Origin of the sequence: Komagataeibacter sp. SM21 (genome assembly GCF_041402665.1) — a bacterium.
Lineage (GTDB): Bacteria > Pseudomonadota > Alphaproteobacteria > Acetobacterales > Acetobacteraceae > Komagataeibacter > Komagataeibacter saccharivorans.
Window position 1 is genome coordinate 1 of the sequence record NZ_JBGLOV010000024.1, and the last position, 23083, is coordinate 23083.

A 23083-nucleotide genomic window follows, 5' to 3' on the forward strand; every position below is an offset into this window, starting at 1 on the left:
TCGGGCAGCGTGCTGATGGTAGTCTCCGACATGTGGCATATCCCTTTCTCGGTTGAGAATTGACGGCGTCTGAACACCGCCATGATATGCCGCCCCTCAGGGCATCACCAACTTTCGCGCGTTACTCAAATCCGTCGCACGCTGGATAAATGCGTCCCATTCCCGAGTGATGTGATCTTCACTCTCACCCCGTATCTGCGCCAGCGTGGGGGCAGAGCAGCAATGGATCGCCCATGAGTGCGGTCTGGTCTCTTTCGCATCAGGCATAGAATGTCTCCTTCTCCATTGGCTGTATCGCCCGATGCAATGTGCGCTAATCGTTTGTGGGTGCTGGACCTCATTCTTCTCCGACCTGATGTCCACTTCCGGATCTCATGACACCGGGATCCTCTTCACTTGTGAAAAGTGATTGCGGCAGAACCAGATCACATAACACTTGATATATACCATGCCGTATGCCAGTATGATATATACCATGTCACCTATCATAGAGGGTGTGATGACGCAGGTCGCAAAAATCTTTAATAATGGCCGAAGCCAGGCGGTTCGCTTGCCGGCCGCTTTCCGCTTCGAAGGCACGGAAGTCTTTATCCGTCGGGATGAGACTTCTGGAGATGTCATCCTGTCGCGCCGACCAGAGAGTTGGGACGGCCTCCTGGCAGCAATCAGGGAAGGCGGTGTGCCAGATGATTTCCTCAATGCTTCTGAACGCGCCGAGGCACAGGATGATCGCGATCCGTTTGCCGACGTATCGAGCTGAGCGCAGATCTGGCTATGTCCTATATGCTTGACACCAACACCGTGAGTCACATTCTCAAGGGGCACCACAGAGCATTGGAACGCCTTTCTCATGTGCCTATGGCAAACGTATGCATCTCCGTCGTCACGGAAGGAGAATTGCGTTTCGGCATTGCTAAGCGCCCGCAGGCGACACGGCTTCAACGAATAGTGGGCGAGTTTCTCCAACGTGTAACTGTGGAGCCATGGGAATCATCTACGGCCCACGCCTATGGCGATCTTCGCGCTTCGCTGGAATCCTCCGGCAAAGTAGTGGGCGCTCTTGATCTGCTTATCGCGGCTCACGCGCTAGATCTGAATGCCACGCTTGTCACTAATGATGCCGACTTTCGCAAGATTGCTCATTTGAAGACCGAAGACTGGACAGCATGAACAGCAACTGGACATCAAGGTTTATTCGTATGGTGCGATCACATGATCAGGGGGCCCGTGGAGGGCATGATCCGCTCCTGGTTACAGTAACCGTGTCTTTTCTCCCTGCTTTTTCAGTAGGGAAACGGCCTTTTTATCGAACGAGACGAATGTTTCACCGCCTAGCCAGACACCTTCGTGAGCAATAACGCCATCGGCGAAGTCACCCCCCGCTTCCAGAAGCGCCAGACCGGCCTCGACTGCAGGACGGTTCATCATCACATTGCTCGTGCCGAGTAATGCGCGAATGGCAGTGGCGACGTCGTTCTTTGGCAGTTTTGCTCCCTGGCGGAGTATCCATACCAACTCGCACAGCGAAGGCAGTGATACGGCAATCAGGGAAGCATCAGTCAGTACCTTTCGTGCAGCCCGGCACTGGACTGCGTCGTCCTGAAGGATGGCACGCGCCAGCACGTTCGTATCAGCAATGATCTTCACTTGTCGGCCAGTTCGCCAGCCCAGCCAGTCGCGGCGATCGTATTCATCTCGTCAATCGTAAGCGGTTTCTTCAGTTTCACCTTGCCGTCGAGGACATGCAGGAAATTGTCGATGCTGCCCGCTGGGCGCGCGGCACGTACGCGCACCTCACCGCCGGGCAGTTTTTCAAAATCCACTCGCTGCCCGGGCTGGATACCAAGATGTTCAAGAAGTTCGCGCTTGAGCGTGACCTGGCCTTTTGCAGTGACAGTTAACGATGCCATGGAACCCTCCTCTCTTTGGATTAAATTGTAAGGCATTGAAGCCTTACTATCAAGGCGTTTCATACAGGAGCGTCATGCGCCGCGCCGGCAGATCCGATGACGCACCCACACGCCGTGGCCTCATAACAGGCGATAGGGATCTTCGGATGCTTTGATTCCAACGAAAACGCCCGGTTCATCCGGATCTTAATGAAGGACTTGATGATGCGTTGTTTGCTTTCTCTGGCGGTGCTTGCAGTCGTCGCCACAGCCGCGACCATGTGGACGCCCGCCAACGCGGCGGACCCGGTGTCAAAGTTGTTGTCCACATCGACGACCTCTGATGACAATCTGGTGTCGATCAGTGAGATGAACCCGATCGCCAGATGGGGAGCAACCGACTTCTTCATCGTGGCCGACAGTCGGGACGTTTCCATTGAGAATGACACGAAATCAGCCGGCGCACATGATGCTGCTGCTCCGGTTCTGATCGGCGAAACGACTGTCTACAATGCGTCTCCGCTGCCGGGCGGGCGAGTGCTGGTGAAGGTCCGGAACGAGACAACACGTCTGACGAGATTGGTGCCGATCAAAGAGGACGGTCGAAATATCCGTAAGCCTGTGCTTCGCCACGCAAGATATGAAACCGCGCTTATCCTTGCACGACGACAGAAAAAGGCAGTTGACGTACCGGTAGTTGGTGGGCAGGTGGCCACCATTATTATGTCCCGGTCCGAATAACGTGGGTGCTGCTCCTGACGGTCTGATGCCCCACCGGATGGCTAATCCGACCCGTCTCAACTCTATTGCACGCGATAAGTATAATTCAGGTGCCGCAAACACCCATATCGTAAATATGGCGGCAAGGGGGGATTGTTGTCGGTCGGCTTTTAGTCTCTCAATGTCCACAATTAGACATTGAGAGACGTCGTTCGTCATTAAAGAGAAAGATAGTCGGTGTAGCCCCTTTCGGTTCCACCGAAGAACGTGTTCCGGTCAGCCTCGTTCAGCGGGGCATCTGCCTTCAGGCGTGCCAGAAAATCCGGATTGGCGAGGATCATCTGGCCGTAAGCTTCCATGTCGGCGAGGCCGCTGGCCACGTCTTTCCCGATATCTTCGCGCGACCGACCAGGACGGTTCAGGATCAGCTTGCCTGTCCAGAGTTGCCGGATATCGGACAGAAGCTGTTCATTGCCCTGATGCATGATGTGAACATACGACAGATGGAGTTTATCCAGTTCACCAATCAGGTAGCGGTACAGGTCCGGCCCCTCTGCGCCCTCGTCGATTCCCCACAGGCTGGTGCCTGGTGAGAAGCGGATGGCCGTCCGATCGGCGCCGATTTCCTCGGCAATAGCTGTGGCGACCTCGATTGCGAAACGCGCACGGTTTTCGATCGATCCGCCATATTCATCGGTGCGTGTATTGGCGCTTGGAGCAAAGAACTGTTGAATCAGATAGGCGTTGGCACCATGGATCTCAACACCATCTGCTCCGGCTTCGATCGCGCACTTGGCGGCGTGTCGGAAGTCCTGAACCGTCTGGCGGATTTCCTCGATGCTCAGGGCGCGCGGCGTCGGAATATCCTGCATGCCGGTGGCCGTGAACATACCCGTGCCCGGGGCGATTGCCGAGGGAGCAACACCCTGCCGATGATGCGGGGTGTTGTCCGGATGGGACATGCGGCCCGCGTGCATCAACTGGATATAGATATGGCCGCCCTTCGCATGAACGGCGGATGTCACCGTTTTCCAGCCGGCAATATGGGCATCGGTATAGATGCCCGGTGTCATCAGATAGCCTTGCCCATCGTCGGATGGTTGAGTTCCCTCGGCCACGATCAGGCCGACACTGGCGCGTTGAGCATAATACTCGGCGGCAAGAAGCCCCGGTGTGCCGTCATATTGTGCCCGGCTGCGGGTCATGGGGGCCATTACGAAACGGTTGGGCAGGGTGGCCCGGCCCAAGGTAATCGGCTGCCAGATATCCGTCATAGTCATCTGTCCTAGTTCGGCATCGAGCACTTTCAGCAACGCGATGCCTGATGGAAAAACCTGCTAGGGCACCGGACTGATCCCGTCCCAGAGCAGGGTGATTACGTCGGCAACATGACGTTCGTCCGTTGCCTTGTCAGAACCCGGTTCACCGCAGATGCGGTTGGAAAAAGCCCGGTTGTGCAGAACCCCGAGAAGTGTGGACGCAAGAACCTGTGCATCGCATTGCGCCAGCTGCTTCTGATCCTGCGCTCGTCCGATCCATTCAGTCAGGGCGCGGAAGGCACGCGCAGGCGCCGATTGCTCCGGGTCTTCCCCTGAACACAAGGCATCGGTGGCGATGCCACTGGCCTGAAGCACCGTAAATCCGGCATGCAGGTCTTCGAAAAAAGCCGCAATTGTGCAGGCTATCTCGACAAGCTGCTCCCGAATTGGCCGGTTATCGGGACCGGCCTCAAGTGTTCCAATCCAGTGGATGTCCTTTGGCGCGCCCAACGCTGCCAGCATAAGGCCCTGCTTCGAACCGAAGCGGTTGAAAAGGGTCGTATGACTGACACCGATCTCCCGTGCGATGTCCGCAGCCGAGATGCTCCCCCCACGTTCTAAAAAGCAGCGACGGGCAATGGCTACGATGTGTTCGTCCGAGACTTCTTTTGGGCGTCCGATTTTCATTCCTGATTCCGACTTGACGATTCACCCCGGCACTATATCTTTCTGTCTAGAAAGAAAGCAAGGGGTATCCAAACTATGAAACAGGATCATAGCCTGAAATGGCACAATGTGGATCCAGGCTCCCTGAAAGGGAGAAAAGTCATCGTTGTTGGTGGAACAGGCGGACTGGGCCGTGCCATCAGCCGGGCGCTTGCGGGACGAGGGGCGCAGGTGACCGTTGTTGGACAGACGTTCCGTGACGCGGATGTTGCCAATCTCTCGTTCGTGCAGGCTGATCTCAGCCTGCTGAAAGACGCGGAACGGGTGGCACGGGAATTGCCCGCGGAACAGGCTGACCTGCTGCTCTTTACGACCGGCATCTTCGCAGCGCCGAAACGTCAGGTGACAGCTGAGGGGATCGAGCGCGACATGGCGGTCAGCTACCTGAACCGTCTGGTAATGCTGCGTAACCTTGCCCCCCGGCTGGGAACGCAACGCGGTGAAGGTGCGGCGCGGGCACGCGTGTTCCTCATGGGATATCCGGGCACTGGCCAACTCGGCACACCGGACGATCTGAATTCGGAGCGGGTCTATAAGGTGATGACGGCCCATATGAATACGGTTGCGGGCAACGAGGCGCTGGTCGTGGAATCCGCCCATCGCTATCCAGATCTGGACGTGTTCGGTCTTAATCCTGGCCTGATCAAATCGAGCATCCGCAGCAACCTGATGGGCGCGGACAGCCTCAAGCACCGGATCATGGAATGGCTGATCGGCAAGCTGGCTCCGAGTGCTGGCGACTACGCGGCGCGCATCCTGCCTCTGCTGTTTTCCCCTGATCTGGATCACCGAAGCGGGGCATTCTTCAACCGCAAAGCGCAGGCAATTCTCCCATCCGACGGCATGACCGGGGCCTATGCCGAGCGTTATGTCGGTGCATCGGAAGGACTGGCTGCCAAGGCCGGTGTCAGCTTCGTCGGGTAACGGGTAACGGCTGTTTCGCCAGAACGGAAAGGAGAGGCAGGATGTCGACATCGTTTGAACGCCGACCGATCGCCGTGATCGCAGGCGCGGGTCCGGGAAACGGTCAGGCCATCGCACGTCGCTTTGCCGACGCGGGATATGTTTTAGCTCTACTCGGTCGCAATGCAGAAAAGACGCAGGAACTGGCCAAGAAAATCCCCCAGGCCGTCGGTTATGGTTGCGACGTCAGTGATTCCAGTGAGGTTTCCTCAGTATTTTCTCGGATCCGGTCGGATCTGGGAGCGATTGACGTTCTGGTCTTCAATGCCGGGTCGGCGATTTTCGCCGATATCGAGACGGTAACGGCGGAACAGTTCGAGGCATCGTGGCGGGTCAACGCACTCGGTGGCCTGCTCTGCAGCCAGGCCGTCATTCCGGAAATGATCGCTCGAGGAACAGGTCATATCCTGTTTATCGGAGCGACGGCGTCGCGCCGGGGTGGAGCGCAGATGGCAGCGTTCGCGCCAGCCAAGGCAGCGCAGCGGAGCCTGGCGGAATCCATGGCGCGGCAACTCTGGCCGAAAGGGGTCCATGTCGCGTTGATCATTATCGATGGCATCGTCGACACTCCTGCGACGCGTGCCTACGTTCCGGACAGGCCAGTTGAGAGCCTGGTGTCACCAGATGCTGTCGCCCATACCGCGTATGAACTGACGCGACAGGATCACCGGGGCTGGAGTTTCGAGGTCGAAGTCAGACCATTTCTGGAGAAATGGTGAACCAGTCGGCATTCGGAGTGTGAACTTAGCTGTTTTCAAATGTCCAACATGAGGCGGTTGCTGCCTGTCGGATCCCACATCGTAGATCAGGCGGACAGTTCAGGTTATTCAACCGCTCATGCTGGGCATTATTGTTAGTTTTCTTGATACGCTTCTTCGGCGTGAACCGGCGTTAATGTAGTCACTTCGATGAAATAGCCACCCTTCGCTCGAAAGTAGAAGGACCATGCGCCATGTGCGTTGCGTGGAGCATGCACCTCCCAGCCATCGGTGCTTAGGCGCTTATAGAGAGTATCGACATCCTCGCGAGACTTTTGGATGAAACCAATGTGCAGGATGTCGAATTGCGTGGGATAATCGAAGCCGTCGAGCTTGTTCTCAAAATGGTTGATGATCAGTACCAGCCCATCATTGTCCTGCATGATGGCCATTTTGCTGCCACGCACAACGAGAGTGTGCAGACCGAAATATTGTTCGAGCATTGCACGATCAGCCTCAGTATCGTGGCTGTAGAGGTTGATATGGTTCAGCTTCATGACTGTGTCTTTCCGTTGGTGAGACGGACACGAGCCGGTCGCAACATGGACAACGACGACCGACCACGGACGAGGCCTATCCTCGTCGTGTCCGGCCATGGCCAAGAGCGGTTTTACTCGCTCAAGCGTGACTGTCTCTGAAGAGACCACAGGTTGTCACCATACCTGCATCGCTGTCTTTTTAGGCAAAATCGACTTTGCTGACGCCAGCAGTAGCGGTCAAGCGGCATAGAGGTGGACCCGTCTGTTCGGACAGTTTTGTGGGCTTGATAAGCTATACCCGGTTGTTGTTATGCCGCCCTTCTGACGGCGTTGCTGTTGGCCATCTGGTCCGGGGTTAACCCCGGACCAGATGGCGTCGGCACGTCATGATACGCCTCATCGGGCGTACGTCCAGCCAGCGCCATATGCGGACGCCTTTCGTTATAGTGGGCGATCCATCTGCCAAGCCCGGCCCGTAGCTCCGATCCGGTCTCGAACGCGTGCAGGTAGACGCATTCATATTTCAGCGACCGCCACAGACGCTCGATGAACACGTTATCCAGCCATCGCCCACGCCCGTCCATACTGATGCGGATCTGACGCTCTTCCAGTATCCCGGTGAAACGGGGTGTCGTAAATTGCGACCCCTGGTCAGTATTGAAAATGTCCGGGGCGCCATAGCGTATGAGGGCATCCTGTAGCGCCTCGATACAGAACTCCACGTCCATCGTGTTCGACAGATGCCAGGACAGGACCTTGCGCGTGAACCAGTCCATGATCGCCACGAGATAGAGAAATCCCCGTTTCATGGGAATATATGTGATATCGGAACACCAGACCTGGTCAGGCCGATTGATGACCAGATCCCGCAGCAGATATGGATATTTCCGATGCTCCGGATGGGGCACGGTCGTGCGCGGCTTCTGGTAGATCGCCCGCAGGCCCATGATCGCCATGAGCCGCCGGACCCGCTTGCGGCCCACTTCATGTCCCAGGCGGCGCAGATGCCATGTCATCTGCCGTGAGCCATAATAGGGCGTTTCCAGGAACCGGGCGTCGATCAGCCGCATCAGCTCCAGATTGGCCTCGCTCTGTGGCACAGGCCGATAGTAGACGCCCGACCGGTTGAGTTGCAGCAGCGTGCATTGCCGGATTATCGGCAGGCGTGCTCGCTTCGGGTCAATCATCTGCCGCCTCTGATCACGCCCAACCGAGCAGAGGCATCCCGCAAAAAATCCCGTTCCACCAGCAACTGGCCGATCTTGGCATGCAGTTTCTCTACATCAGCAGGGCTGACTGAAGGTTCCGTTACTGACTTACCAGAAAAAAGGCTTGCCATGCCTTCGATCGCCTGGCGCTTCCATTGGGCGATCATCGTCTGATGCACGCCATGTTTCGACGCTAACTCCGCCAGCGTCAGTTCGCCACGGATCGCCTCCAGGGCAACCCGTGACTTGAACTCCGCCGCATACCGTTTCCGCGTAACCTTGCCCATAAAACCCGTCCTCGTTCAGGCCAGATGATAGCTTATCGCCCTGTCCGAAAAATGGGGACCACTTCTGATTCCTGCGACTGGGCGGAGCAAGACAGAAATTGGGCTGTTTCTGGGCATTTCCCGACAGCATTTCTATGACATCCTAGCAGAGCGCAAGCCTGTGAGCCCGGAAGTGGGAGTGCGATTGGGCAAACTGTTCGGGAACGGTCCCGGTCTCTGGATCCGGATGCAGGCCGCTTATGATGAATGGCATGCGGCACGAACAGTGGACGTTTCGAACATTCCAACCTTGCAGGCAGTCGATTCTTACCGTCATGCCGCACGGTAAGAACATACGCGCCTGCCTGATACTGTGTTAAAAGACCGCAGGATTCGGTGGTTGCGCCGGAAATGGCAACGTTCGCTTCTGCAAACTGCTATTATCGCCGCCAGAGGCCACGTCTGTCCTGTAGAAAATCAGAGAATGCCCCCCCCATCTCCGCAGCTGTGCCTGCCAGTTTGAAAAGCACAGGTTGACATACTGGGGGGGAGCTACAGCCCCGGCCCTCATGAGAGAAGGTCGATCAGTGCTGGGGCTGCACCTTAAAGGTATAAACTTAGTTAAATATAAAACAATACGAAACGTCCCGAAATTAAATATTTATGGATATTGTTGTCGATATCGGCAATCCCGCACAAAAAATACAATCTATAAGCTCGCAAAAAAATGTGCGTTATCAAATGCGTATAATTAATATATTCGTTCCGGTTATATATTGTTATTTATAAATACATTTTGGAATCGGAACTTAATTTGCGCCTTCTGGTTGATGTACATTATGTCTAAACTATGGGTGATGGTATGGAATCAAGATGCAGCTTACCTCACGGGGCCGTTCCATTCTATTTGACGCGCGAAGAAGCCTTGACTTCCGAAGCCATAGCGCTGGCTATTGATGTATCAGCTAAAAACAATAGGATTGCTCTTGATGTGATCCATGCTCTGCGGGATGAGGTCGATCGTCTTCAAGACGAACTACGTAAGATGCGCACACGCGAAGCATGCTTCCCATGCACCAATGAGAACCTCATGAAAAAAATCCCAACCAGCGCGTCAATATGTAGTTATAAAGGCTGTGGATCACTTAGATAGGGGAGGTTTGCTGTGTATTTGCTGTAAGCCGTAATTACTTCAGGCGCATCAACCGGGCGATACAGGATATCGGTGCCGTGGGTGATTTCCTGTTCGAACCGCCCCATACCCGAAAGGCCGGTCAGTTCACCGAGAGCTTGTACATAGGCCATGCAGCAAGGGTATCCGCCTGCCGGTCTGGCAACAGATTGACCACATCATTTTTTCCAGATCGAGCAGAATGGTGCCGTAATGATGCCCCCGACGCCAGGTCCAGTCATCTACACCCAGAACACGGGGAGACCGCGAAGGGGGCTTCCCTGACATTCTGGAAAGAAGCCTGCGGATCAGAGTGTCTGCGCTGACCGGGCAACGCAGGCGTTCTGCCAGGGCAGCTCGGACAATGTGCGGCGATAAAGACTATGGATCCATTGCGTCCGGATATGACAGTCGGAACCGACAGTACTGCGATCACGCAAAATCGCTTCTATATGCACCGTATTGTTACTCGGCGTGACCAGATCAACAACGAGAGAGGGAGGAAGATCAAGGCAGCGGAAGCGTGACACGACAGAAAAATCCTCAGAAGTTGCATATCTTCAGGACTTCTCAGTTTCTTCTCCTCAGTACAAGTCCTCGCACCACACACTTTGCGGAAGAACCCAGTTCTCAATGAAAATTAACATCAGGATGCCAAATTGGAAATGCTCCAAGCACTATGGCCTATAATGCCAATATTTTTCGAGTTTCTCAAAGAATAATAGTTTTTGTTTGCGTTACTTGCAGAGAGAGTATGTCATATTATCATTTTGTGCGCAATTTTCTCGCACGGATGTTGTCGGATTCTTGGGCTATGGAGGAACACCGCATACAGATGATAATATGGCTTTCTTATCCCTTTTATAGCTGCATTTCAATTTTTTTAATTTACAAAAAACATAATTTATTATTCTTTTGTAAGAATTAAATTTATATTGGGTTGTTATGGAAATAAGAGTAAAAATAAATACTTCTTATATTGGTGAGCAAGTGGCTCACCAATGTTTTCTTGAAAACCGAAATATAGATGATTTAGATTTATATTTAGCTGGTGCGGCTTACGCTATATGTTTTTCTTTGTTCAAAGAAAAACCATGGATGAAAGAAAAACTCGCTGAAATAGGTAACGAAATAGCAAAATCCGGAACTAAGAAGTTTTCAGAATTAATGGAAACGGAAATGTTGAAAAAATCCCATCTAGAAGGGAACGCATAATATTTTTTAGAGCCAGATCTGAAAGTGGCGGATTCAAAAAATTCATTGGCTCTGAACTGTTCTGTGTGATTCCATTTCTTCGGAGTTGATTGGAATGATAGATGATGAAGTAGCCTGGTTTCTTTGATGTTGAAGATCGGCTTGTTCGGCTGAGCGGGCTTGGTGATTGAATCGAAGCGTTTTCTTGGACTGTAGATTTCGAAATTTTTCGTGCTGACCTGGATAAAGCACTGGCCTATACGGATGGAAGCAAAGGTGGTCATCCGTCAGAAGCCGGCAAAACTGCCCCTGTTCGCATTAGCCGAAAGCTCCTGGGGCCGGAAATACGAGGCGATCGTCTAATCCTGGAAGCAGGCCTGGGAGGAGGTCATTCCCTTCTATGCCTCCCCCACCGAAGGTAGGAAATTGGTCTATACGACCAATGCCATAGAGGCCCTGAACGCAAAGTTCAGGCGGGCCGTCTGGGTCAGAGGACATTTAGCCAATGACGACGCGGTCCTCAAACTCCTCTGTCTGGCCCTGAACCGGGCCGAAAAAGAATGGATCATGCCCTCAGGGGAATGGTCCATGACAAAGGCCCAGTTTGCCATTCTCTTTGGTGACCGCTTCGCTCGTGCCACCGTCTGATCAACAATGTGAACAACGCCTCTTACACGAAATTCCTGACAGTCCCGTTGCTGTTGCCAGTTTGTTACGCCGTCTTGGTATTCACGATCATCGTACAAGGACACACGATGGAATCGGTCGTCCGAAAACCGTTCCCCTCCACCCGACTCTCAAGCTTAGATCGGTAACTTCTCCTCAGGGGCAGTGTCCTGTCTCGTGGGCATGGGCTTTGGTCGTGCGGCGGGTTTGTCCACGGTTTCCAGAAATCTGTCGGCCAAGGCGGTATAAAGAGGTTGAGGGCAGACAATCCTTGAGACACCGAACGCCAGAAAAGCGGTTGCCAGAAGTGCAAGCGTCACCTGCTGGTTATCGCAGATTTCCATGACAATGATCGTTGCCGTTAAGGGCGATTGAGCAACACCGCAGAAATAGGCGACTGTCCCCAACAGCACGACTGCACCGGGGGTCGTGTGCGGCAGAAACTGCTCGATCCATCCGCCGATGCCCGCTCCGATTGCAAGAGATGGTGCAAACATTCCGCCTGGAATTCCCGAACAGTACGAGACCAGCATTGAGAGATACTTCAGGATAAAGAACGAAGCGGGGTAGTGGTCGGTCCCTGCAAAAATTGCCTGAGCCTGCACATAACCCGTTCCGTAAGTGCTGCCTTTAGAGATCAGGCCAATCACGGCGGTCAGAAGCCCGCACAGTGCTGAGAACATGATCGGACGCTGTTTCGCCAGTCGGCCCACAGAGCCTGGTAAGCCCCTGGAGGCCCTGATGACGAGTGAGGCAAAGCTTCCCCCAGCCAGCCCCCCGATAATGCCGCAGACGAAAACGGCGATCCACGCTGTCCCAACCGGAATGTTGACGTCGGCATGACCAAAATAGGTATAGTTCCCCATAAGGGTGATAGCGGTGACACCTGAGATTACAACAATCGTCAATGTGCGACCTGAGGCTTTCTGCTCAAAAGAGTGAGAAAGCTCCTCAATAGCAAAGACAATTCCAGCCAAAGGCGTATTGAAAGCCGCTGCCATTCCAGCAGCGCCTCCCGCCAGAATCATGCTGCGCTTGGAAGCGATATTAGATTGCCCAAGCAGTCGGGAAAAGCCATGCATGATCGACGCCCCGATCTGTACGCTGGGACCCTCACGTCCGACGGATGCACCGCAGACAAGTCCAAGGCAGGTCAGAATGATTTTCCCGGCAGCAATCCGCAGCGTGAGAATACGGTCAACAACGTCGTAGTTTCCCATGTGGAGGGTGGCGATCGACTGGGGAATTCCTGACCCCTGTGACCCTTTGAAAAGTGTTCGCGTCATCCACGTAATGAAGGCGAAGCCTGCAGGTGCGAGAACAAGCATGGCCCAGGGATGCCACGTCACGAAGCGCGTCCGCAGTTCCGCGCACTGATCACCCAGTCGGGCGAATAAAACGGCTGTCAGCCCCACAAGAACAGCGCCGATCCAGTAAAGACTCATTCTGCGCCAGCGTGTTGTCCTGGCGCGCGCTGTTCGTCTGAGATGCTGGATCCTGTTCTTGTGATGAGCAGTTGGTTTCACAGGAGCATAAGGAATATCAGGCACAGATAACGTCCATAGCATTATAAGCAGTTTCCTCGGTCCTCATGACGACGACTGGAAAACTGGAATAAGAATATCGTGCCAGATTTGTCTAGGGCCTGTTGGATCTTGATCCAGTCTGTAGCGGCAGCGATGTGTATGACCGCGAGGAACGACGTTGCTGTTTTTCGTATCTGGGTGCGACAGCGCACCACTCCTTGAGGCGAGCCCAGAGGTTCTCAACGAGATGCCGGTACCGGTAAGCTCATTTTGGGCAGGCGACCGCCCCATTGCGTCATTTCGCAGGAATTGAAGCATCCCGGGTTTCCCGGAGGCTCCTATCTGTGAGAAGGGGCTATGATGAACACGATGAGCCAGAGATTTTCGCCTGAGGTAAGAGAGCGTGCGGCCCGTATGGTTGGGGAGCATCTGGCCGATTACGGTTCGGAATGGGCTGAGATGACGTCGATTGCTGCCTTCGCGGAGCTCGAGGAAAGCGCTCTGGCCACGCAATACCCGGCAATCGCATAAAGCTGGCGCAGGGCCTGGAATGAGGTCATCCCATTCCTCGATTACCCGCCCGAAGGTGCGCAGGCTCATTTACACCACGAATGCCATCGAGGCCTTGAACTCGAAGATCCGTCGTGCTGTTCGCACCCGCGGTCACTTCCCAAGTGACGAGGCAGCAGCGAAATTGATTTACCTGACGCTCGATGCTACCCCTTCGAGTGGAAGCGCTCGGTGCGCAAATGACATGCCGTCAGAAGTCAACTCGTCATCATGTTCGAAAATCGCTTCCCAATGGCGTAAAAAAAGTGGCACCACACAAAAATTCAGGATAGTCCCCCTGGCCGTCAGCTGCTACGCAGACCTTGGTGCCAAATACTCCACGTGAGCGGACAAGAGCTACACGATTCGTTCGGCCTTCTTTGTGTCCCCTTTTTTAGCCGCCCCGGCCGCCTTGTGATAGGCACGGATCGTCGTGCCATCGATAAAGAAGACCATGCCGAGGGCCTGATCCCTGTCTCTGATCTTTTCACAGAGGCGCTGCCATACTCCGAGCTTCCACCAGCGAATGAACAGTTGCGCGGCAATCCACCAGGGTCCAAACTCAGGCGGAAGGGCGCGCCATTTCGCGCCGTTCTGATGGCACCAGAAAATCGCGGATATCGTCCGTCGAAGGTTCTTCGGCGGGGTCTTGCCCTTCGGGCGGACTTCTTCGATCAAAGGCTCCCAGACGGACCATGCGGTATCAGACAAGACAGACTGCATCATGCTCGTCATAAACAGCTATGCAGTCCGTTCTGTCATTCAAGATCTAACAGTCCCTAGATTTTCCAATGTTTCATACACGCGATCAGCAGAAAATGGCTTGCTGAGAAATGCGATGTTATCTGGTAAGGTCTCTGCTTCTGGGCTTTTCGTCCCAGAGACCACGACAATGGAAATGTGTGTCCATGTGTGAGCGCACGTCTTTGCCAGATCAAACCCGGATAGTTTGCCTGGCGGCATCTGTACATCTGTGATCAGCACCTGAAAATCATTTCCGCGGAGATCTAAAACCGCAAGCGCATCTTCTCCCGTACCAACCTGATACACGTCGTATCCTGCATCCTGTAGAATATTTTCCAAATCCACGCGAACCAGAGAGCAGTCCTCTGCAATCAGAGCCATCGGCATTTTTGGGCCTTTCATCATATTCCCCAGATCAACACTCATTTAGCCAACGCAAATCCATGTCTGAGGATCAAGCTACGACGCCATTTTCTTTGATATTTCGATAAGAATGTGAATAGCTTCTAGCCTATCTTATTCACGTTCTGGGTCGAGATTGGGCGGCGGGTATCGCCTAAACTTTTGATTGGGTTTACGAATTGGGTGTCAAAACCATCCGTTTCACCGATTGAATAGCCCCTAGTTTTCTAGACGCCTTGAGCATTCAAAATCTGCTGTTTTTCGAACTGCACGGGTGACAGCATCCCGTTCCTGACGTGCTTGCGCACCGGGTTATAGAACATTTCGATGTAGTCAAACACGTCCTGCCGGACTTCCTGGCGCGTTTTGTAAGTTCGACGCCGGATGCGCTCGCACTTGAGCGATGAGAAAAAACTTTCCGCTACAGCATTATCGTGGCAATTGCCGCGGCGGCTCATCGAGTGTTCCAGATTGTGAGCCCGTATGAAGGCAGTCCAGTCCATGCTGGTGAACTGACTGCTCTGATCGGAGTGGATCAGCACCCGGCTTTTGGGCTTTCGTCGCCAGATGGCCATATGGAGCGCCTGCAGTACCACATCCGAGGTCTGGCGGCTCTGCATCGACTAGCCCACCACATGACGCGAATAGAGGTCGAGTACGACTGCAAGGTAGGCAAACCCTTCCATGGTGCGGATGTAGGTGATGTCTGTGACCCACACCCTGTCGGGTGCCTCGACATCAAACTGCCGGGCCAGCGTGTTGTCGATGACCAGAGATGGCCTGCCACTATGGCTACCTGGCCGCCGCCTGTAGCCAATCTGCGCTTTGATGCCAGCCAGTTTTGTCAGGCGCGCCACGCGGTTCGGACAGCAGATCTCGCCCTGATTGAGCAGATCATCGTGCAGCTTAACAGCCGGAATGTTCCACAGACTGCTCCGACAACGACACCTGTCAGGATGGACAGGAGGGAGAGTGCAGTGAGGCCGCTAGGCGGCTAGATCGTCACTGCTTGCTGTGTTTCGGGACTATGAGTGGGGTCTGCCATCACCGTCTTTCCGGATTATCATCGTTGCAAACCCGACGATGATAATGGGCTCTCCCTGAAGTCTAAGAAAAGTTTAGCATCTTTGCTCTTATGCCGATAACAGCAACAGATCGGTGTCAAAGCATGCGAAATCGCCTGGACAGGCTTCACAGTCCGTGACCAAAGCGGGCGATAGCTGCGCGATCCTTCTCCAGCGCCCCATAAGGCAAATACCGGACTTTCAGATCAGCAATCCTGCTGAAGGCCGGCCGCCGTAATTGTTCATGGACGTCACTCTCCCGTTTGTCGGGCGCGACAAGAAACAGGCCCTCCAGAGCCTGCGCCTCTGACCCGAGAGCAGGATCCAGCATCCGCACGATACCGGAATAGATTGTCGTTGAATGCTCGACTTCGAATGCAGCAACAATCCTGTGGTTGTCCCGGTCCAGCCACAGGACATCGATCAGGCGCACGGATTCCGCTCCCTGCGTTTCCGTCGTGAACCCCGGCAACACCGACAGGCAGCCATCCCCCAATTTACCGCCCTGCCATGGACGACTGCGATCATTGGCCGCAATCCAGACATCGTAACCCAGAGAATGGCCCAGATCGCGAAGCCAGCCCTGAATCTCGGTATGGGTATGATCCGTTTCCCGCTCCGCTGCCAGTATCCGGGCCTCTTTTACGCTCTGCTCCCTCACCTGGTGAAGATCGGCTTCCCAAAGTTTCCGCGCTGTTTCGTTATCCTCGAGAGGTGGCGCTGTATAGCGTCCGCTTCCGAGATCAAACAGCAGTCCTCCGATAGCGCCCAGATCATTGGACAGCAGCGAACGATAGGTCGCATTCAGCTTCAGAATGCCCTGCCGCATGGCAAGATATTCCTCCCATCGGCCCAACTTCACCTTTGATCCGGTCAAGGCGTTATAGCCGTTCACGATCGCCGTATTGAAAGGCGGCATGATCGTCGGATGCAGGAAATACAGCAGATTGGCGACGGCTGGTCCCAGCCCTTTTATCTTCCGGGCATCGATCGCGTGGATGGCCGAGACCACGTGCTCTTCGGTATTGCAACACAGGCAGGTATCGAGAAGCTGCCCGAATGCTTTCTGGTTTGCAGGATTTTCATAGATATCAGGAATGCGTAGCTTCGGCTTCCACAGGAATGCATGATCCGCACCCTTGAAAATCTGGCGCTGCTCAGCAATCGAATGAACAACCGTTTCCAGGGATGAGCCACGATAGGCGACCCCGAATGTGCCATCGGCAATCTCGGCGACGACCTGCTGCAGGCCGCGGCGGATAGAGCGAAAGTTCTTGAGCCGCTGACCCACCATCCCCATGTGCACATGATCGTGCCGGGTGGCGGTCTCTCGTCCGATGGTCGGCGCTGGATCTCGTCACGCCCTGCCTTCCTGCTGCCCGTTCGCGTGCTGGGCAAACTGTTCCGCCGCCTGTTCCTGACCCGGCTGCGCGCACTTTTCGATGCCGACCGGCTGGCCTTTCGGGGGCAGCTTGCCCCCTCTGGCAGACCGCCGTGCCTTTATGCGGTATCTTGCTCCTGTGCGCAGCACGCGCTGGGTCGTCTACGCCAAACCGCCTTTTGCCGGTCCTAAAGCAGTGCTGGCCTACCTGTCGCGCTATACCGACCGTGTCGCCATCTCAAACCGCCGCCTCCTGGCGTTCAGCGAAAACGGCGTGACGTTCCGCTACAAGAACTACCGGCGGGACACGGCCCACCAGCAGCAGGTCATGACACTCGCCACGGATGAGTTCATCCGCCGCTTCATGCTGCATGTCCTGCCACGGGGATTTCATCGCATCCGCCATTATGGCCTGCTGGCCAGTTCCAGCCGCAAGGCCAGCCTCGCCCGGGTGCGGGAACTGCTCAAGGTCATATCCACACCAGCGCCAGAAGTCCCGGAAGCCGAACCGGCCACGCCACCGCCGTGCCCATGCTGTGGTGGTCCGATGGTCGTCATCCAATCCTTCCCCGATGGTGCCAGCCCCAAGGGCCACCACGGGCGACTGATCCGACCGGGGGATCACCATGACAGCCCGCAGAGATTACAGCATGACCGATCCCGATATCGGAGTGGCATCGCTCCGACAAACCGTATCTCCTGTACGCATCACTGGAAAACCCGGGAAAATCGCTGCCTACACTGCCAGTTCTGTCATCGCATCATGCAGATCCGGTCACAAAAACCCGTTCCAGTTCCACAAACGCACCTGTATGCTCCGGCTCAGCCTCTCCCCCGGGTGGCGCCAGTTGCAAATTCCTCATAACTGAGTCCCGGTGTCGCGGGTTCGGTCTTCCCAGACTTTCGTACGCCTCGCGGCGCCCGAAACCTTCAGGATTCCTGTCAGTCAGCTTACGATCGGCGAATGCGGTAAGAAGAATGTCCGGTTATGAGCAAAATTGCCGATACTCGGACATCCCCTTTAACTCGCATGGATCGAAAAATATCCACTCGATTTCAATAAGATCCGCAACAATCTCAATGCACACAGACAACCCTGAGAAGAGACCTTTCACCCTAAACTTCTTGTCCCCAGCCAGCGGACTTTCTCCGGATCGCGATGATCGAAGAAACTACTGGCTTTCTGATCGAGCACGGCAATCGCTCTGAGATCAGTATCATCCAACGCAAAATCGAAAATTGCGAAGTTCTCAGCCATACGCTCTTTGCGCACTGACTTGGGGATTGCAACAATCCCGCGCTGATTCAACCAACGCAGCACAACCTGAGCGATGGTTTTGCCATGCTTCTGCGCAATTGACTGCAGCACGTCATTAGAGAACAGCCCGTTTCGCCCCTCTGCAAACGGTCCCCAGGCTTCCGCCTGAACATCACATTGCTTCAGGATTTCCAACGCATCGTCCTGCTGGTGAAAAGGATGGAGTTCAATCTGATTGATCGCTGGCGTGACCTCGTTGTGCAGTACAAAATCCACCAGTCGGTCAGAATAGAAGTTGCTGACACCGATCGCCCGGATACGGCCCGCACGATACAGTTCTTCCATTGCGCGCCATGCCCCATAGACGTCTCCGTATGGTTGATGGATCAGCCAGAGATCGAGATAGTCTGTTTGGAGTTTGTTCAACGAGCGCTCAAAAGCAGCCTTAGCTCCCTCATAGCTCGCATCTTCAATCCAGAGCTTAGTGGTTACAAACAAATCGCCGCGGCCGATCCCATGGTTGCGGATCGAGTGACCGACCGCTTCCTCGTTGCCATAAGATGTTGCGGTATCGAGAAGCCTGTAACCGACATCAATGGCGTCCCGGACACTCCGTTCGCACTCGGCCGGGTCAGGAACCTGAAACACGCCGAAGCCAAGAGAGGGCATCTGGATGCCATTGTTCAGTGTCACTGCAGGAATGGTGATTGTCATGACTGTTCTCTCCGCGCTGAGGCTCAGCGATTGATAAGCTTTTGATATGAGGCGGGATAACGGGCCCCTTGAAGTGTGATGTCGTTAAGGGCCGGCTCAATGCGGGCCAGATCATCACGCGTCAGAATGACATCAGCTCCTCCCAGATTTTCTTCGAGGCGGGAAAGCTTGGTCGTACCCGGAATAGGAACAATCCACGGCTTCTGCGCCAGAAGCCACGCCAGGGCGACCTGCGCAGGCGTGCAGGATTTTTCAGATGCAATAGCTTTGACAAGATCAACAAGAGCCTGGTTCGCGGCCAGCGCATCTGCTTGAAAACGGGGAACAGAGCTTCGGAAATCATCTTTGGCGAACACGACCTTGGGGGCGAGTTTTCCAGTCAGAAACCCTTTGCCAAGCGGCGCAAATGGCACAAAGCCTATCCCCAGTTCTTCAAGGAGCGGCAGAATTTCCAATTCCGGCTCGCGCCAGAACATCGAATATTCACTCTGGAGAGCTGCAACTGGCTGTACGGCATGTGCACGACGGATTGAATGCGTTCCGGCTTCAGACATGCCAAAATGCTTGACCTTGCCCGCTGCAATAAGGTCTTTCACCGTTCCGGCAACATCTTCGACCGGCACATTCGGATCGACGCGATGCTGGTAAAAGAGATCAATTCTGTCAGTCCGCAGGCGCTTCAGGGCTGCATCCGCAACCTCTCGAATACGCTCTGGCCGACTATCCAATCCCTGTGCTGGCATGCCGTTTACGAACCCAAATTTGGTGGCAATCACGACCTGATTACGAACCGGCTCTAGTGCTTCCCCAACGACTTCTTCATTGATGTCTGGCCCATAAGCTTCGGCAGTATCGAAGAAAGTGACCCCACGCTCATATGCTGCGCGGATCAGGGCAATAGCATCCTTGCGATCGGTGGCAGGGCCATAGCCATAGCTCAGGCCCATGCAGCCGAAGCCAAGCGCTGATACTTCCAGACCACTCTGGCCCAACAGACGTTTTTGCATGTTTCTTGATCCCGCGTGTTCATTCCTGAGCGTCTGCCAGGGCTCTGACCACGCAAATCATAAGACCGCGCTCATCAATCGATTAGACAGGGTAAATTTCTTGGGTCTATGACTTTCAGTCATGAAACTCGCGGGGAGGCCTGAGCATAATGCGGCGTGAAGAGCTTGGAAGTCTGGCCATGTTCATGGCAGTTGCTGATGAAGGCAGCTTCACCAAGGCCGCGGGCAAACTTGGCATTTCACAATCTGCGCTCAGTCATTCTCTTCGGCGACTCGAAGCCAGACTGGGCCTCCGGCTCCTTACACGTACAACCAGGAGTGTCGCACCTACACTGGCTGGTGAACGCCTTATCGAAACACTGCGTCCTGCCTTGGAGGATATTGATCAGAAGCTTGCCGCACTGACCGAGTTGCGTGACCGTCCTGCAGGCACTGTCCGGATCACGACAAGTTCTCACGCGGCGTACACGGTGCTCTGGCCAGCTATTGATCGTCTCACAGCCGAAAATCCTGACATCAACGTGGAAATCAATATTGAAGGAGGTCTCGTCGATATCGTGGCTGAGCGATATGACGCCGGAATCAGGCTTGGAGAAAGACTGGAGCAGGACATGATTGCGGTGCCAGTCAGTCCACGCCTTCGGATGGCCGCCGTGGCCTCGCCATCATATCTGAGTGGAAAGAGGGTTCCGGAAACCCCATATGCTCTTGCGCAACATAACTGCATTAATCTGCGCCTGCCGACTTCCGGTGGATTATATGCCTGGGAGTTTGAGCGCGATGGCAAAGAGATCCGGGTTAAAACGCAAGGACAGCTTGTGTTCAACGACATCAATCTGATTGTGGAAGCCGCGCTCACCGGACATGGCATTGCTTTCATGCTCGAAGACCATGTCAAAAATCACCTTTCTTCGGGAAGGCTGGTGCGAATTCTTGAAGAGTGGTGTGAGCCATTTGATGGCTATTATCTGTATTACCCAAGCAGGCGTCAGCCCTCTCCAGCATTCAACCTTGTTCTGGATGCTTTGCGTTACAGGGGATGAATAAGCTTTGTCAGAGGCGACAGTCCCTCGTTCCGTCTGTCGCGCTTCGCGTAACAATGTCCGCTTTCGGGCAACCACTATAAACGCTCAAATGACCGGGAAAAAGGCGTGAGGGGACGAGATCGTGAGCGTTCTGGACGCGCCGATCATATTAGCGTTCCTATCTTGGGAAGATCTCCGCCTATGCTGAAAAGCGCTATTCTTGTCGCCGTAACAACAATAATCGCACTCATTACCCCTGCGTTGGCTGAGCAATCTTCGTGGCGGGAATCTGGGGGCCACGAGTGGGTGTTGGATCTTTCATTTGAAAATGGGCTGACCCAGCGCATCCTCTACCTTGCTCCGGCCCGACCGCGGGCGACATTAATCATGCTGCCAGGCGGCACCGGCAAGGTCGGTGTGCAACGTAATGGCGACCTACTCCACGATGATAATTTCGTCGTGCGCACACGAGAGGATTGGGTCGCGAGGGGCTATGCCGTGCTGATTCCTGACACCATCGCCCAGGCAAACTTGAGGGGTGCGCGCAGTTCCCCGGCGTATGGCAAGTTGGTTGACGATCTGGTCGCATATGCCCATAGCCACATCCAAGTGCCCGTGTTCCTGATCGGCACGAGTCAGGGAACCATCGCGGCGATGAATGGCGCCGCCCGATCCCAGGCGGACTCGATCGCGGGCTTAGTGCTTACCGAATCCGTTTCCATGCCGGGTCGGCTGAGCACCGAGACTGTGTTCGACGCCGACCCGTCGGCCGTGCGGGTTCCTGCTTTGGTAGTAGCCAACCGCGATGACGCCTGCGACGTGGCTCCTCCCGAGATGGCGCCTCGCATCGTCGCAAGCATGACGCGATCGCCAGACGCGCGCGTGCTCACAGTCAGGGGAGGCGTAGAACGGTCAGCGAAAGCCTGCGGCTCGCTCTCACCACATGGCTATTACGGCATTGAAAATGAGGTCGTCGGCGCGATCGCGAACTGGCTTCACGAGCACGGCGGCTGATCGGCTTTGAAGCAATCATGTCCGCTATCGGGATGTGTGTGGGGAGCACCCTATGTCTGAGATGAGGGCGGAAGCCGCCGCTGCGCATCTCGCACTTCGCAAGTGCGGCCGATCTCTCGCGCCGTCAGTCGAAGGACGCATCACACCGGGAGAGTGTGGCTTCGTCTCCGGTTCGCATTTAGCGTGTCTTTCCATCCGTTGCGCTGTCTGAACCGCGCCGGAACGGCACCAGCCTGTCGGAAAGATAAAGTCGGTTCATCCGCCGCAACTCATCGGGCGCGCCCGACGTCGTGGGCGCGTCGTTCGCGAGCATGCCGCGCAAGACTTTCATGGTGTTCAGAACGACCGCCGCGATGTCTTTCGCCAGCGCCTCATCCAGTCCCGGCGCACACACGCGCAGCGCCGCCGCAATTCCGGCCACGGCATGACCTCGCGCGCGGTCGCGGATCTCCATCTTGTCAGTCCGCGCCTCCATCAGGGCGGACAGCGATTTCACACGCGGATGAAGCGTGACAAGCAGTTCGATCAGGATATCCGCCAACGCTTCCGGCGAATGCGTGGCCGCACGTTTGGCAAGTGCTGCGTATTCGTCTTCCAGAATGGCGATATGCCGCTGCACCAGAGCGTCCGCCACAGCCTCCTTGTTCGGAAAGAAGCGATAGAGCGAGCCGATCTTCGCCCCGGCGCGCGCGGCGATCTCCGCCATGGTCGTCGCCTCGTAACCGCGTTCCGCCATCAGGTCGGACGCAGCCGCGAGCAGTTCCTCGACGCGCTGGCGTCCGGCCAAGCGTAGCGGCTGAAGAGGTGTCCGTTTTGCTCTTGACGTATTTGAGTCCATCCTCAAATAATGCTCCTGTTTGAGTATCTGCTCAACTTCTAACGGTTCCGTGCGGTCTGGACAACGCTTCGGGACAGTCGCGCGAACGTCAACAGGGAAGCTCACGCCATGATTTCACTTCGGCCCACCCGGACAGCCCTCGTCCTGATCGATCTCCAGAAGGGAATCACGGGACTGCCTTTGGCCCCGATACCGGGGGCCACGATCGTCGAACGATCGAAAGAACTCGCGGCGCGTTTCCGGGCCGCCGGTGCTCCCGTCA

General features: G+C 55.1%; 21 protein-coding genes and 9 pseudogenes. 14 read left to right on the forward strand and 16 right to left on the reverse strand.

Annotated elements, in window-relative coordinates; genetic code table 11:
- Window positions 1-475: 475 nt before the first annotated feature.
- Both ACBR42_RS15195 and ACBR42_RS15200 read left to right on the forward strand, forming a co-directional pair.
- Window positions 476-760: an antitoxin gene (locus ACBR42_RS15195; protein WP_371208564.1), complete on the forward strand. Its 285-nt coding sequence runs from the start codon at window positions 476-478 to the stop codon at window positions 758-760.
- Between the two features lie 23 nt (window positions 761-783).
- The gene (locus ACBR42_RS15200) at window positions 784-1170 is read left to right on the forward strand and encodes a type II toxin-antitoxin system VapC family toxin (RefSeq protein ID WP_371208565.1); all 387 of its coding nucleotides are present in this window, start codon (window positions 784-786) and stop codon (window positions 1168-1170) included.
- An 81-nt stretch (window positions 1171-1251) separates the two neighbouring features.
- Here ACBR42_RS15200 and ACBR42_RS15205 read toward each other — a convergent pair whose 3' ends face one another.
- Window positions 1252-1647 carry a type II toxin-antitoxin system VapC family toxin gene (locus tag ACBR42_RS15205; protein ID WP_039998239.1) on the reverse strand — a complete coding sequence of 132 codons (396 nt, stop codon included), beginning with the start codon at window positions 1645-1647 and terminating at the stop codon, window positions 1252-1254.
- Complete coding sequence (locus tag ACBR42_RS15210; protein WP_007396132.1) at window positions 1644-1910, reverse strand: AbrB/MazE/SpoVT family DNA-binding domain-containing protein; 267 nt, start codon at window positions 1908-1910, stop codon at window positions 1644-1646. Before ACBR42_RS15210 ends, ACBR42_RS15205 begins: the two co-directional genes overlap by 4 nt.
- A gap of 189 nt (window positions 1911-2099) precedes the next feature.
- Between ACBR42_RS15210 and ACBR42_RS15215 the strand changes: the two genes are divergently transcribed.
- Window positions 2100-2630 (forward strand): hypothetical protein, encoded by a 531-nt coding sequence (locus ACBR42_RS15215; protein ID WP_371208566.1) that lies wholly within the window; start codon window positions 2100-2102, stop codon window positions 2628-2630.
- Between the two features lie 197 nt (window positions 2631-2827).
- Here ACBR42_RS15215 and ACBR42_RS15220 read toward each other — a convergent pair whose 3' ends face one another.
- The gene (locus tag ACBR42_RS15220) at window positions 2828-3913 is read right to left on the reverse strand and encodes an alkene reductase (protein WP_371208577.1); all 1086 of its coding nucleotides are present in this window, start codon (window positions 3911-3913) and stop codon (window positions 2828-2830) included.
- 33 nt (window positions 3914-3946) lie between these two features.
- Window positions 3947-4555 (reverse strand): TetR/AcrR family transcriptional regulator, encoded by a 609-nt coding sequence (locus tag ACBR42_RS15225; protein ID WP_371208567.1) that lies wholly within the window; start codon window positions 4553-4555, stop codon window positions 3947-3949.
- A 108-nt stretch (window positions 4556-4663) separates the two neighbouring features.
- Here ACBR42_RS15225 and ACBR42_RS15230 point away from each other — a divergent pair, with 108 nt between their 5' ends.
- Both ACBR42_RS15230 and ACBR42_RS15235 read left to right on the forward strand, forming a co-directional pair.
- Entirely contained in the window at window positions 4664-5518 is an 855-nt protein-coding gene (locus ACBR42_RS15230) for an SDR family NAD(P)-dependent oxidoreductase (RefSeq protein ID WP_371208568.1), read from the forward strand.
- A 41-nt stretch (window positions 5519-5559) separates the two neighbouring features.
- Window positions 5560-6276, forward strand: coding sequence for an SDR family NAD(P)-dependent oxidoreductase (locus tag ACBR42_RS15235; protein ID WP_102326135.1), 717 nt, complete (start codon window positions 5560-5562; stop codon window positions 6274-6276).
- Window positions 6277-6410: 134 nt separating this feature from the next.
- Here ACBR42_RS15235 and ACBR42_RS15240 read toward each other — a convergent pair whose 3' ends face one another.
- Together ACBR42_RS15240 and ACBR42_RS15245 are read right to left on the reverse strand one after the other, a co-directional pair.
- Entirely contained in the window at window positions 6411-6812 is a 402-nt protein-coding gene (locus ACBR42_RS15240; RefSeq protein ID WP_371208569.1) for a VOC family protein, read from the reverse strand.
- 290 nt (window positions 6813-7102) lie between these two features.
- Window positions 7103-8289 (reverse strand): IS3 family transposase gene (locus tag ACBR42_RS15245; RefSeq protein WP_371208570.1). Its coding sequence is split into 2 segments (ribosomal slippage): window positions 7103-8019 and window positions 8019-8289, totalling 1188 coding nucleotides; the frame shifts between segments, so codons are not numbered across the junction.
- 97 nt (window positions 8290-8386) lie between these two features.
- Here ACBR42_RS15245 and ACBR42_RS15250 point away from each other — a divergent pair.
- Complete coding sequence (locus ACBR42_RS15250) at window positions 8387-8617, forward strand: HigA family addiction module antitoxin (protein ID WP_371208578.1); 231 nt, start codon at window positions 8387-8389, stop codon at window positions 8615-8617.
- 776 nt (window positions 8618-9393) lie between these two features.
- On the opposite strand, the gene ACBR42_RS15255 is transcribed toward ACBR42_RS15250, so the two are convergent.
- Both ACBR42_RS15255 and ACBR42_RS15260 read right to left on the reverse strand, forming a co-directional pair.
- The gene (locus tag ACBR42_RS15255; protein WP_371208579.1) at window positions 9394-9573 is read right to left on the reverse strand and encodes a hypothetical protein; all 180 of its coding nucleotides are present in this window, start codon (window positions 9571-9573) and stop codon (window positions 9394-9396) included.
- Window positions 9570-9700: pseudogene (locus tag ACBR42_RS15260) on the reverse strand (transposase); the annotation flags it as partial. The pseudogene ACBR42_RS15260 and the gene ACBR42_RS15255, both read right to left, overlap by 4 nt.
- A 684-nt stretch (window positions 9701-10384) precedes the next feature.
- On the opposite strand from ACBR42_RS15260, the gene ACBR42_RS15265 reads away from it, so the two are divergent.
- The 3 genes and pseudogenes from ACBR42_RS15265 to ACBR42_RS15275 all read left to right on the forward strand — a co-directional run.
- Window positions 10385-10654 carry a hypothetical protein gene (locus tag ACBR42_RS15265; RefSeq protein WP_371208571.1) on the forward strand — a complete coding sequence of 90 codons (270 nt, stop codon included), beginning with the start codon at window positions 10385-10387 and terminating at the stop codon, window positions 10652-10654.
- Window positions 10655-10803: 149 nt separating this feature from the next.
- Window positions 10804-10920, forward strand: a pseudogene (locus ACBR42_RS15270) (IS5/IS1182 family transposase); the annotation flags it as partial.
- 46 nt (window positions 10921-10966) lie between these two features.
- Window positions 10967-11281, forward strand: a pseudogene (locus tag ACBR42_RS15275) (transposase); the annotation flags it as partial.
- Between the two features lie 155 nt (window positions 11282-11436).
- On the opposite strand, the gene ACBR42_RS15280 reads toward ACBR42_RS15275, so the two are convergent.
- On the reverse strand, window positions 11437-12867 hold the full coding sequence (locus ACBR42_RS15280; protein WP_371208572.1) for a chloride channel protein: 1431 nt from the start codon (window positions 12865-12867) through the stop codon (window positions 11437-11439).
- 468 nt (window positions 12868-13335) lie between these two features.
- On the opposite strand from ACBR42_RS15280, the pseudogene ACBR42_RS15285 reads away from it, so the two are divergent.
- Window positions 13336-13540 (forward strand): annotated as a pseudogene (locus ACBR42_RS15285) (transposase); the annotation flags it as partial.
- Between the two features lie 129 nt (window positions 13541-13669).
- On the opposite strand, the pseudogene ACBR42_RS15290 reads toward ACBR42_RS15285, so the two are convergent.
- The 4 genes and pseudogenes from ACBR42_RS15290 to ACBR42_RS15305 all read right to left on the reverse strand — a co-directional run.
- Window positions 13670-14097 (reverse strand): annotated as a pseudogene (locus tag ACBR42_RS15290) (transposase); the annotation flags it as partial.
- A 39-nt stretch (window positions 14098-14136) separates the two neighbouring features.
- Window positions 14137-14544, reverse strand: a complete 408-nt coding sequence (locus ACBR42_RS15295) for a response regulator (RefSeq protein ID WP_007396112.1) — start codon at window positions 14542-14544, stop codon at window positions 14137-14139.
- A gap of 203 nt (window positions 14545-14747) precedes the next feature.
- A pseudogene (locus ACBR42_RS15300) lies at window positions 14748-15428 on the reverse strand (IS3 family transposase); the annotation flags it as partial.
- Between the two features lie 248 nt (window positions 15429-15676).
- Window positions 15677-16869 (reverse strand): annotated as a pseudogene (locus ACBR42_RS15305) (type II restriction endonuclease); the annotation flags it as partial.
- Between ACBR42_RS15305 and ACBR42_RS15310 the strand changes: the two are divergent.
- A pseudogene (locus ACBR42_RS15310) lies at window positions 16867-17554 on the forward strand (transposase); the annotation flags it as partial. The pseudogenes ACBR42_RS15305 and ACBR42_RS15310 sit on opposite strands and share 3 nt — an antisense overlap.
- Before the next feature lie 522 nt (window positions 17555-18076).
- Here ACBR42_RS15310 and ACBR42_RS15315 read toward each other — a convergent pair.
- Together ACBR42_RS15315 and ACBR42_RS15320 are read right to left on the reverse strand one after the other, a co-directional pair.
- Window positions 18077-18937, reverse strand: coding sequence for an aldo/keto reductase (locus tag ACBR42_RS15315; RefSeq protein ID WP_371208573.1), 861 nt, complete (start codon window positions 18935-18937; stop codon window positions 18077-18079).
- Window positions 18938-18960: 23 nt separating this feature from the next.
- Window positions 18961-19944, reverse strand: coding sequence for an aldo/keto reductase (locus ACBR42_RS15320; RefSeq protein WP_371208574.1), 984 nt, complete (start codon window positions 19942-19944; stop codon window positions 18961-18963).
- A gap of 149 nt (window positions 19945-20093) precedes the next feature.
- Between ACBR42_RS15320 and ACBR42_RS15325 the strand changes: the two genes are divergently transcribed.
- Together ACBR42_RS15325 and ACBR42_RS15330 are read left to right on the forward strand one after the other, a co-directional pair.
- Window positions 20094-20987, forward strand: a complete 894-nt coding sequence (locus ACBR42_RS15325; protein ID WP_062105826.1) for a LysR family transcriptional regulator — start codon at window positions 20094-20096, stop codon at window positions 20985-20987.
- Window positions 20988-21170: 183 nt separating this feature from the next.
- Window positions 21171-21983 carry an alpha/beta hydrolase gene (locus ACBR42_RS15330; protein WP_371208575.1) on the forward strand — a complete coding sequence of 271 codons (813 nt, stop codon included), beginning with the start codon at window positions 21171-21173 and terminating at the stop codon, window positions 21981-21983.
- Window positions 21984-22161: 178 nt separating this feature from the next.
- Here ACBR42_RS15330 and ACBR42_RS15335 read toward each other — a convergent pair whose 3' ends face one another.
- Entirely contained in the window at window positions 22162-22821 is a 660-nt protein-coding gene (locus tag ACBR42_RS15335; RefSeq protein ID WP_371208576.1) for a TetR/AcrR family transcriptional regulator, read from the reverse strand.
- A gap of 108 nt (window positions 22822-22929) precedes the next feature.
- Between ACBR42_RS15335 and ACBR42_RS15340 the strand changes: the two are divergent.
- Window positions 22930-23083, forward strand: a pseudogene (locus ACBR42_RS15340) (hydrolase); the annotation flags it as partial.

Excerpts from the sequence above, each read along its gene's own strand:
- ACBR42_RS15195 (WP_371208564.1), top strand. The coding sequence starts at position 476 with ATGTCACCTATCATAGAGGGTGTGATGACGCAGGTCGCAAAAATCTTT.
- ACBR42_RS15200 (WP_371208565.1), top strand. The coding sequence starts at position 784 with ATGCTTGACACCAACACCGTGAGTCACATTCTCAAGGGGCACCACAGA.
- ACBR42_RS15210 (WP_007396132.1), bottom strand. The coding sequence starts at position 1,910 with ATGGCATCGTTAACTGTCACTGCAAAAGGCCAGGTCACGCTCAAGCGC.
- ACBR42_RS15215 (WP_371208566.1), top strand. The coding sequence starts at position 2,100 with ATGAAGGACTTGATGATGCGTTGTTTGCTTTCTCTGGCGGTGCTTGCA.
- ACBR42_RS15225 (WP_371208567.1), bottom strand. The coding sequence starts at position 4,555 with ATGAAAATCGGACGCCCAAAAGAAGTCTCGGACGAACACATCGTAGCC.
- ACBR42_RS15235 (WP_102326135.1), top strand. The coding sequence starts at position 5,560 with ATGTCGACATCGTTTGAACGCCGACCGATCGCCGTGATCGCAGGCGCG.
- ACBR42_RS15240 (WP_371208569.1), bottom strand. The coding sequence starts at position 6,812 with ATGAAGCTGAACCATATCAACCTCTACAGCCACGATACTGAGGCTGAT.
- ACBR42_RS15255 (WP_371208579.1), bottom strand. The coding sequence starts at position 9,573 with ATGGCCTATGTACAAGCTCTCGGTGAACTGACCGGCCTTTCGGGTATG.
- ACBR42_RS15265 (WP_371208571.1), top strand. The coding sequence starts at position 10,385 with ATGGAAATAAGAGTAAAAATAAATACTTCTTATATTGGTGAGCAAGTG.
- ACBR42_RS15280 (WP_371208572.1), bottom strand. The coding sequence starts at position 12,867 with ATGCTATGGACGTTATCTGTGCCTGATATTCCTTATGCTCCTGTGAAA.
- ACBR42_RS15295 (WP_007396112.1), bottom strand. The coding sequence starts at position 14,544 with ATGAGTGTTGATCTGGGGAATATGATGAAAGGCCCAAAAATGCCGATG.
- ACBR42_RS15315 (WP_371208573.1), bottom strand. The coding sequence starts at position 18,937 with ATGACAATCACCATTCCTGCAGTGACACTGAACAATGGCATCCAGATG.
- ACBR42_RS15320 (WP_371208574.1), bottom strand. The coding sequence starts at position 19,944 with ATGCAAAAACGTCTGTTGGGCCAGAGTGGTCTGGAAGTATCAGCGCTT.
- ACBR42_RS15325 (WP_062105826.1), top strand. The coding sequence starts at position 20,094 with ATGCGGCGTGAAGAGCTTGGAAGTCTGGCCATGTTCATGGCAGTTGCT.
- ACBR42_RS15330 (WP_371208575.1), top strand. The coding sequence starts at position 21,171 with ATGCTGAAAAGCGCTATTCTTGTCGCCGTAACAACAATAATCGCACTC.
- ACBR42_RS15335 (WP_371208576.1), bottom strand. The coding sequence starts at position 22,821 with ATGGACTCAAATACGTCAAGAGCAAAACGGACACCTCTTCAGCCGCTA.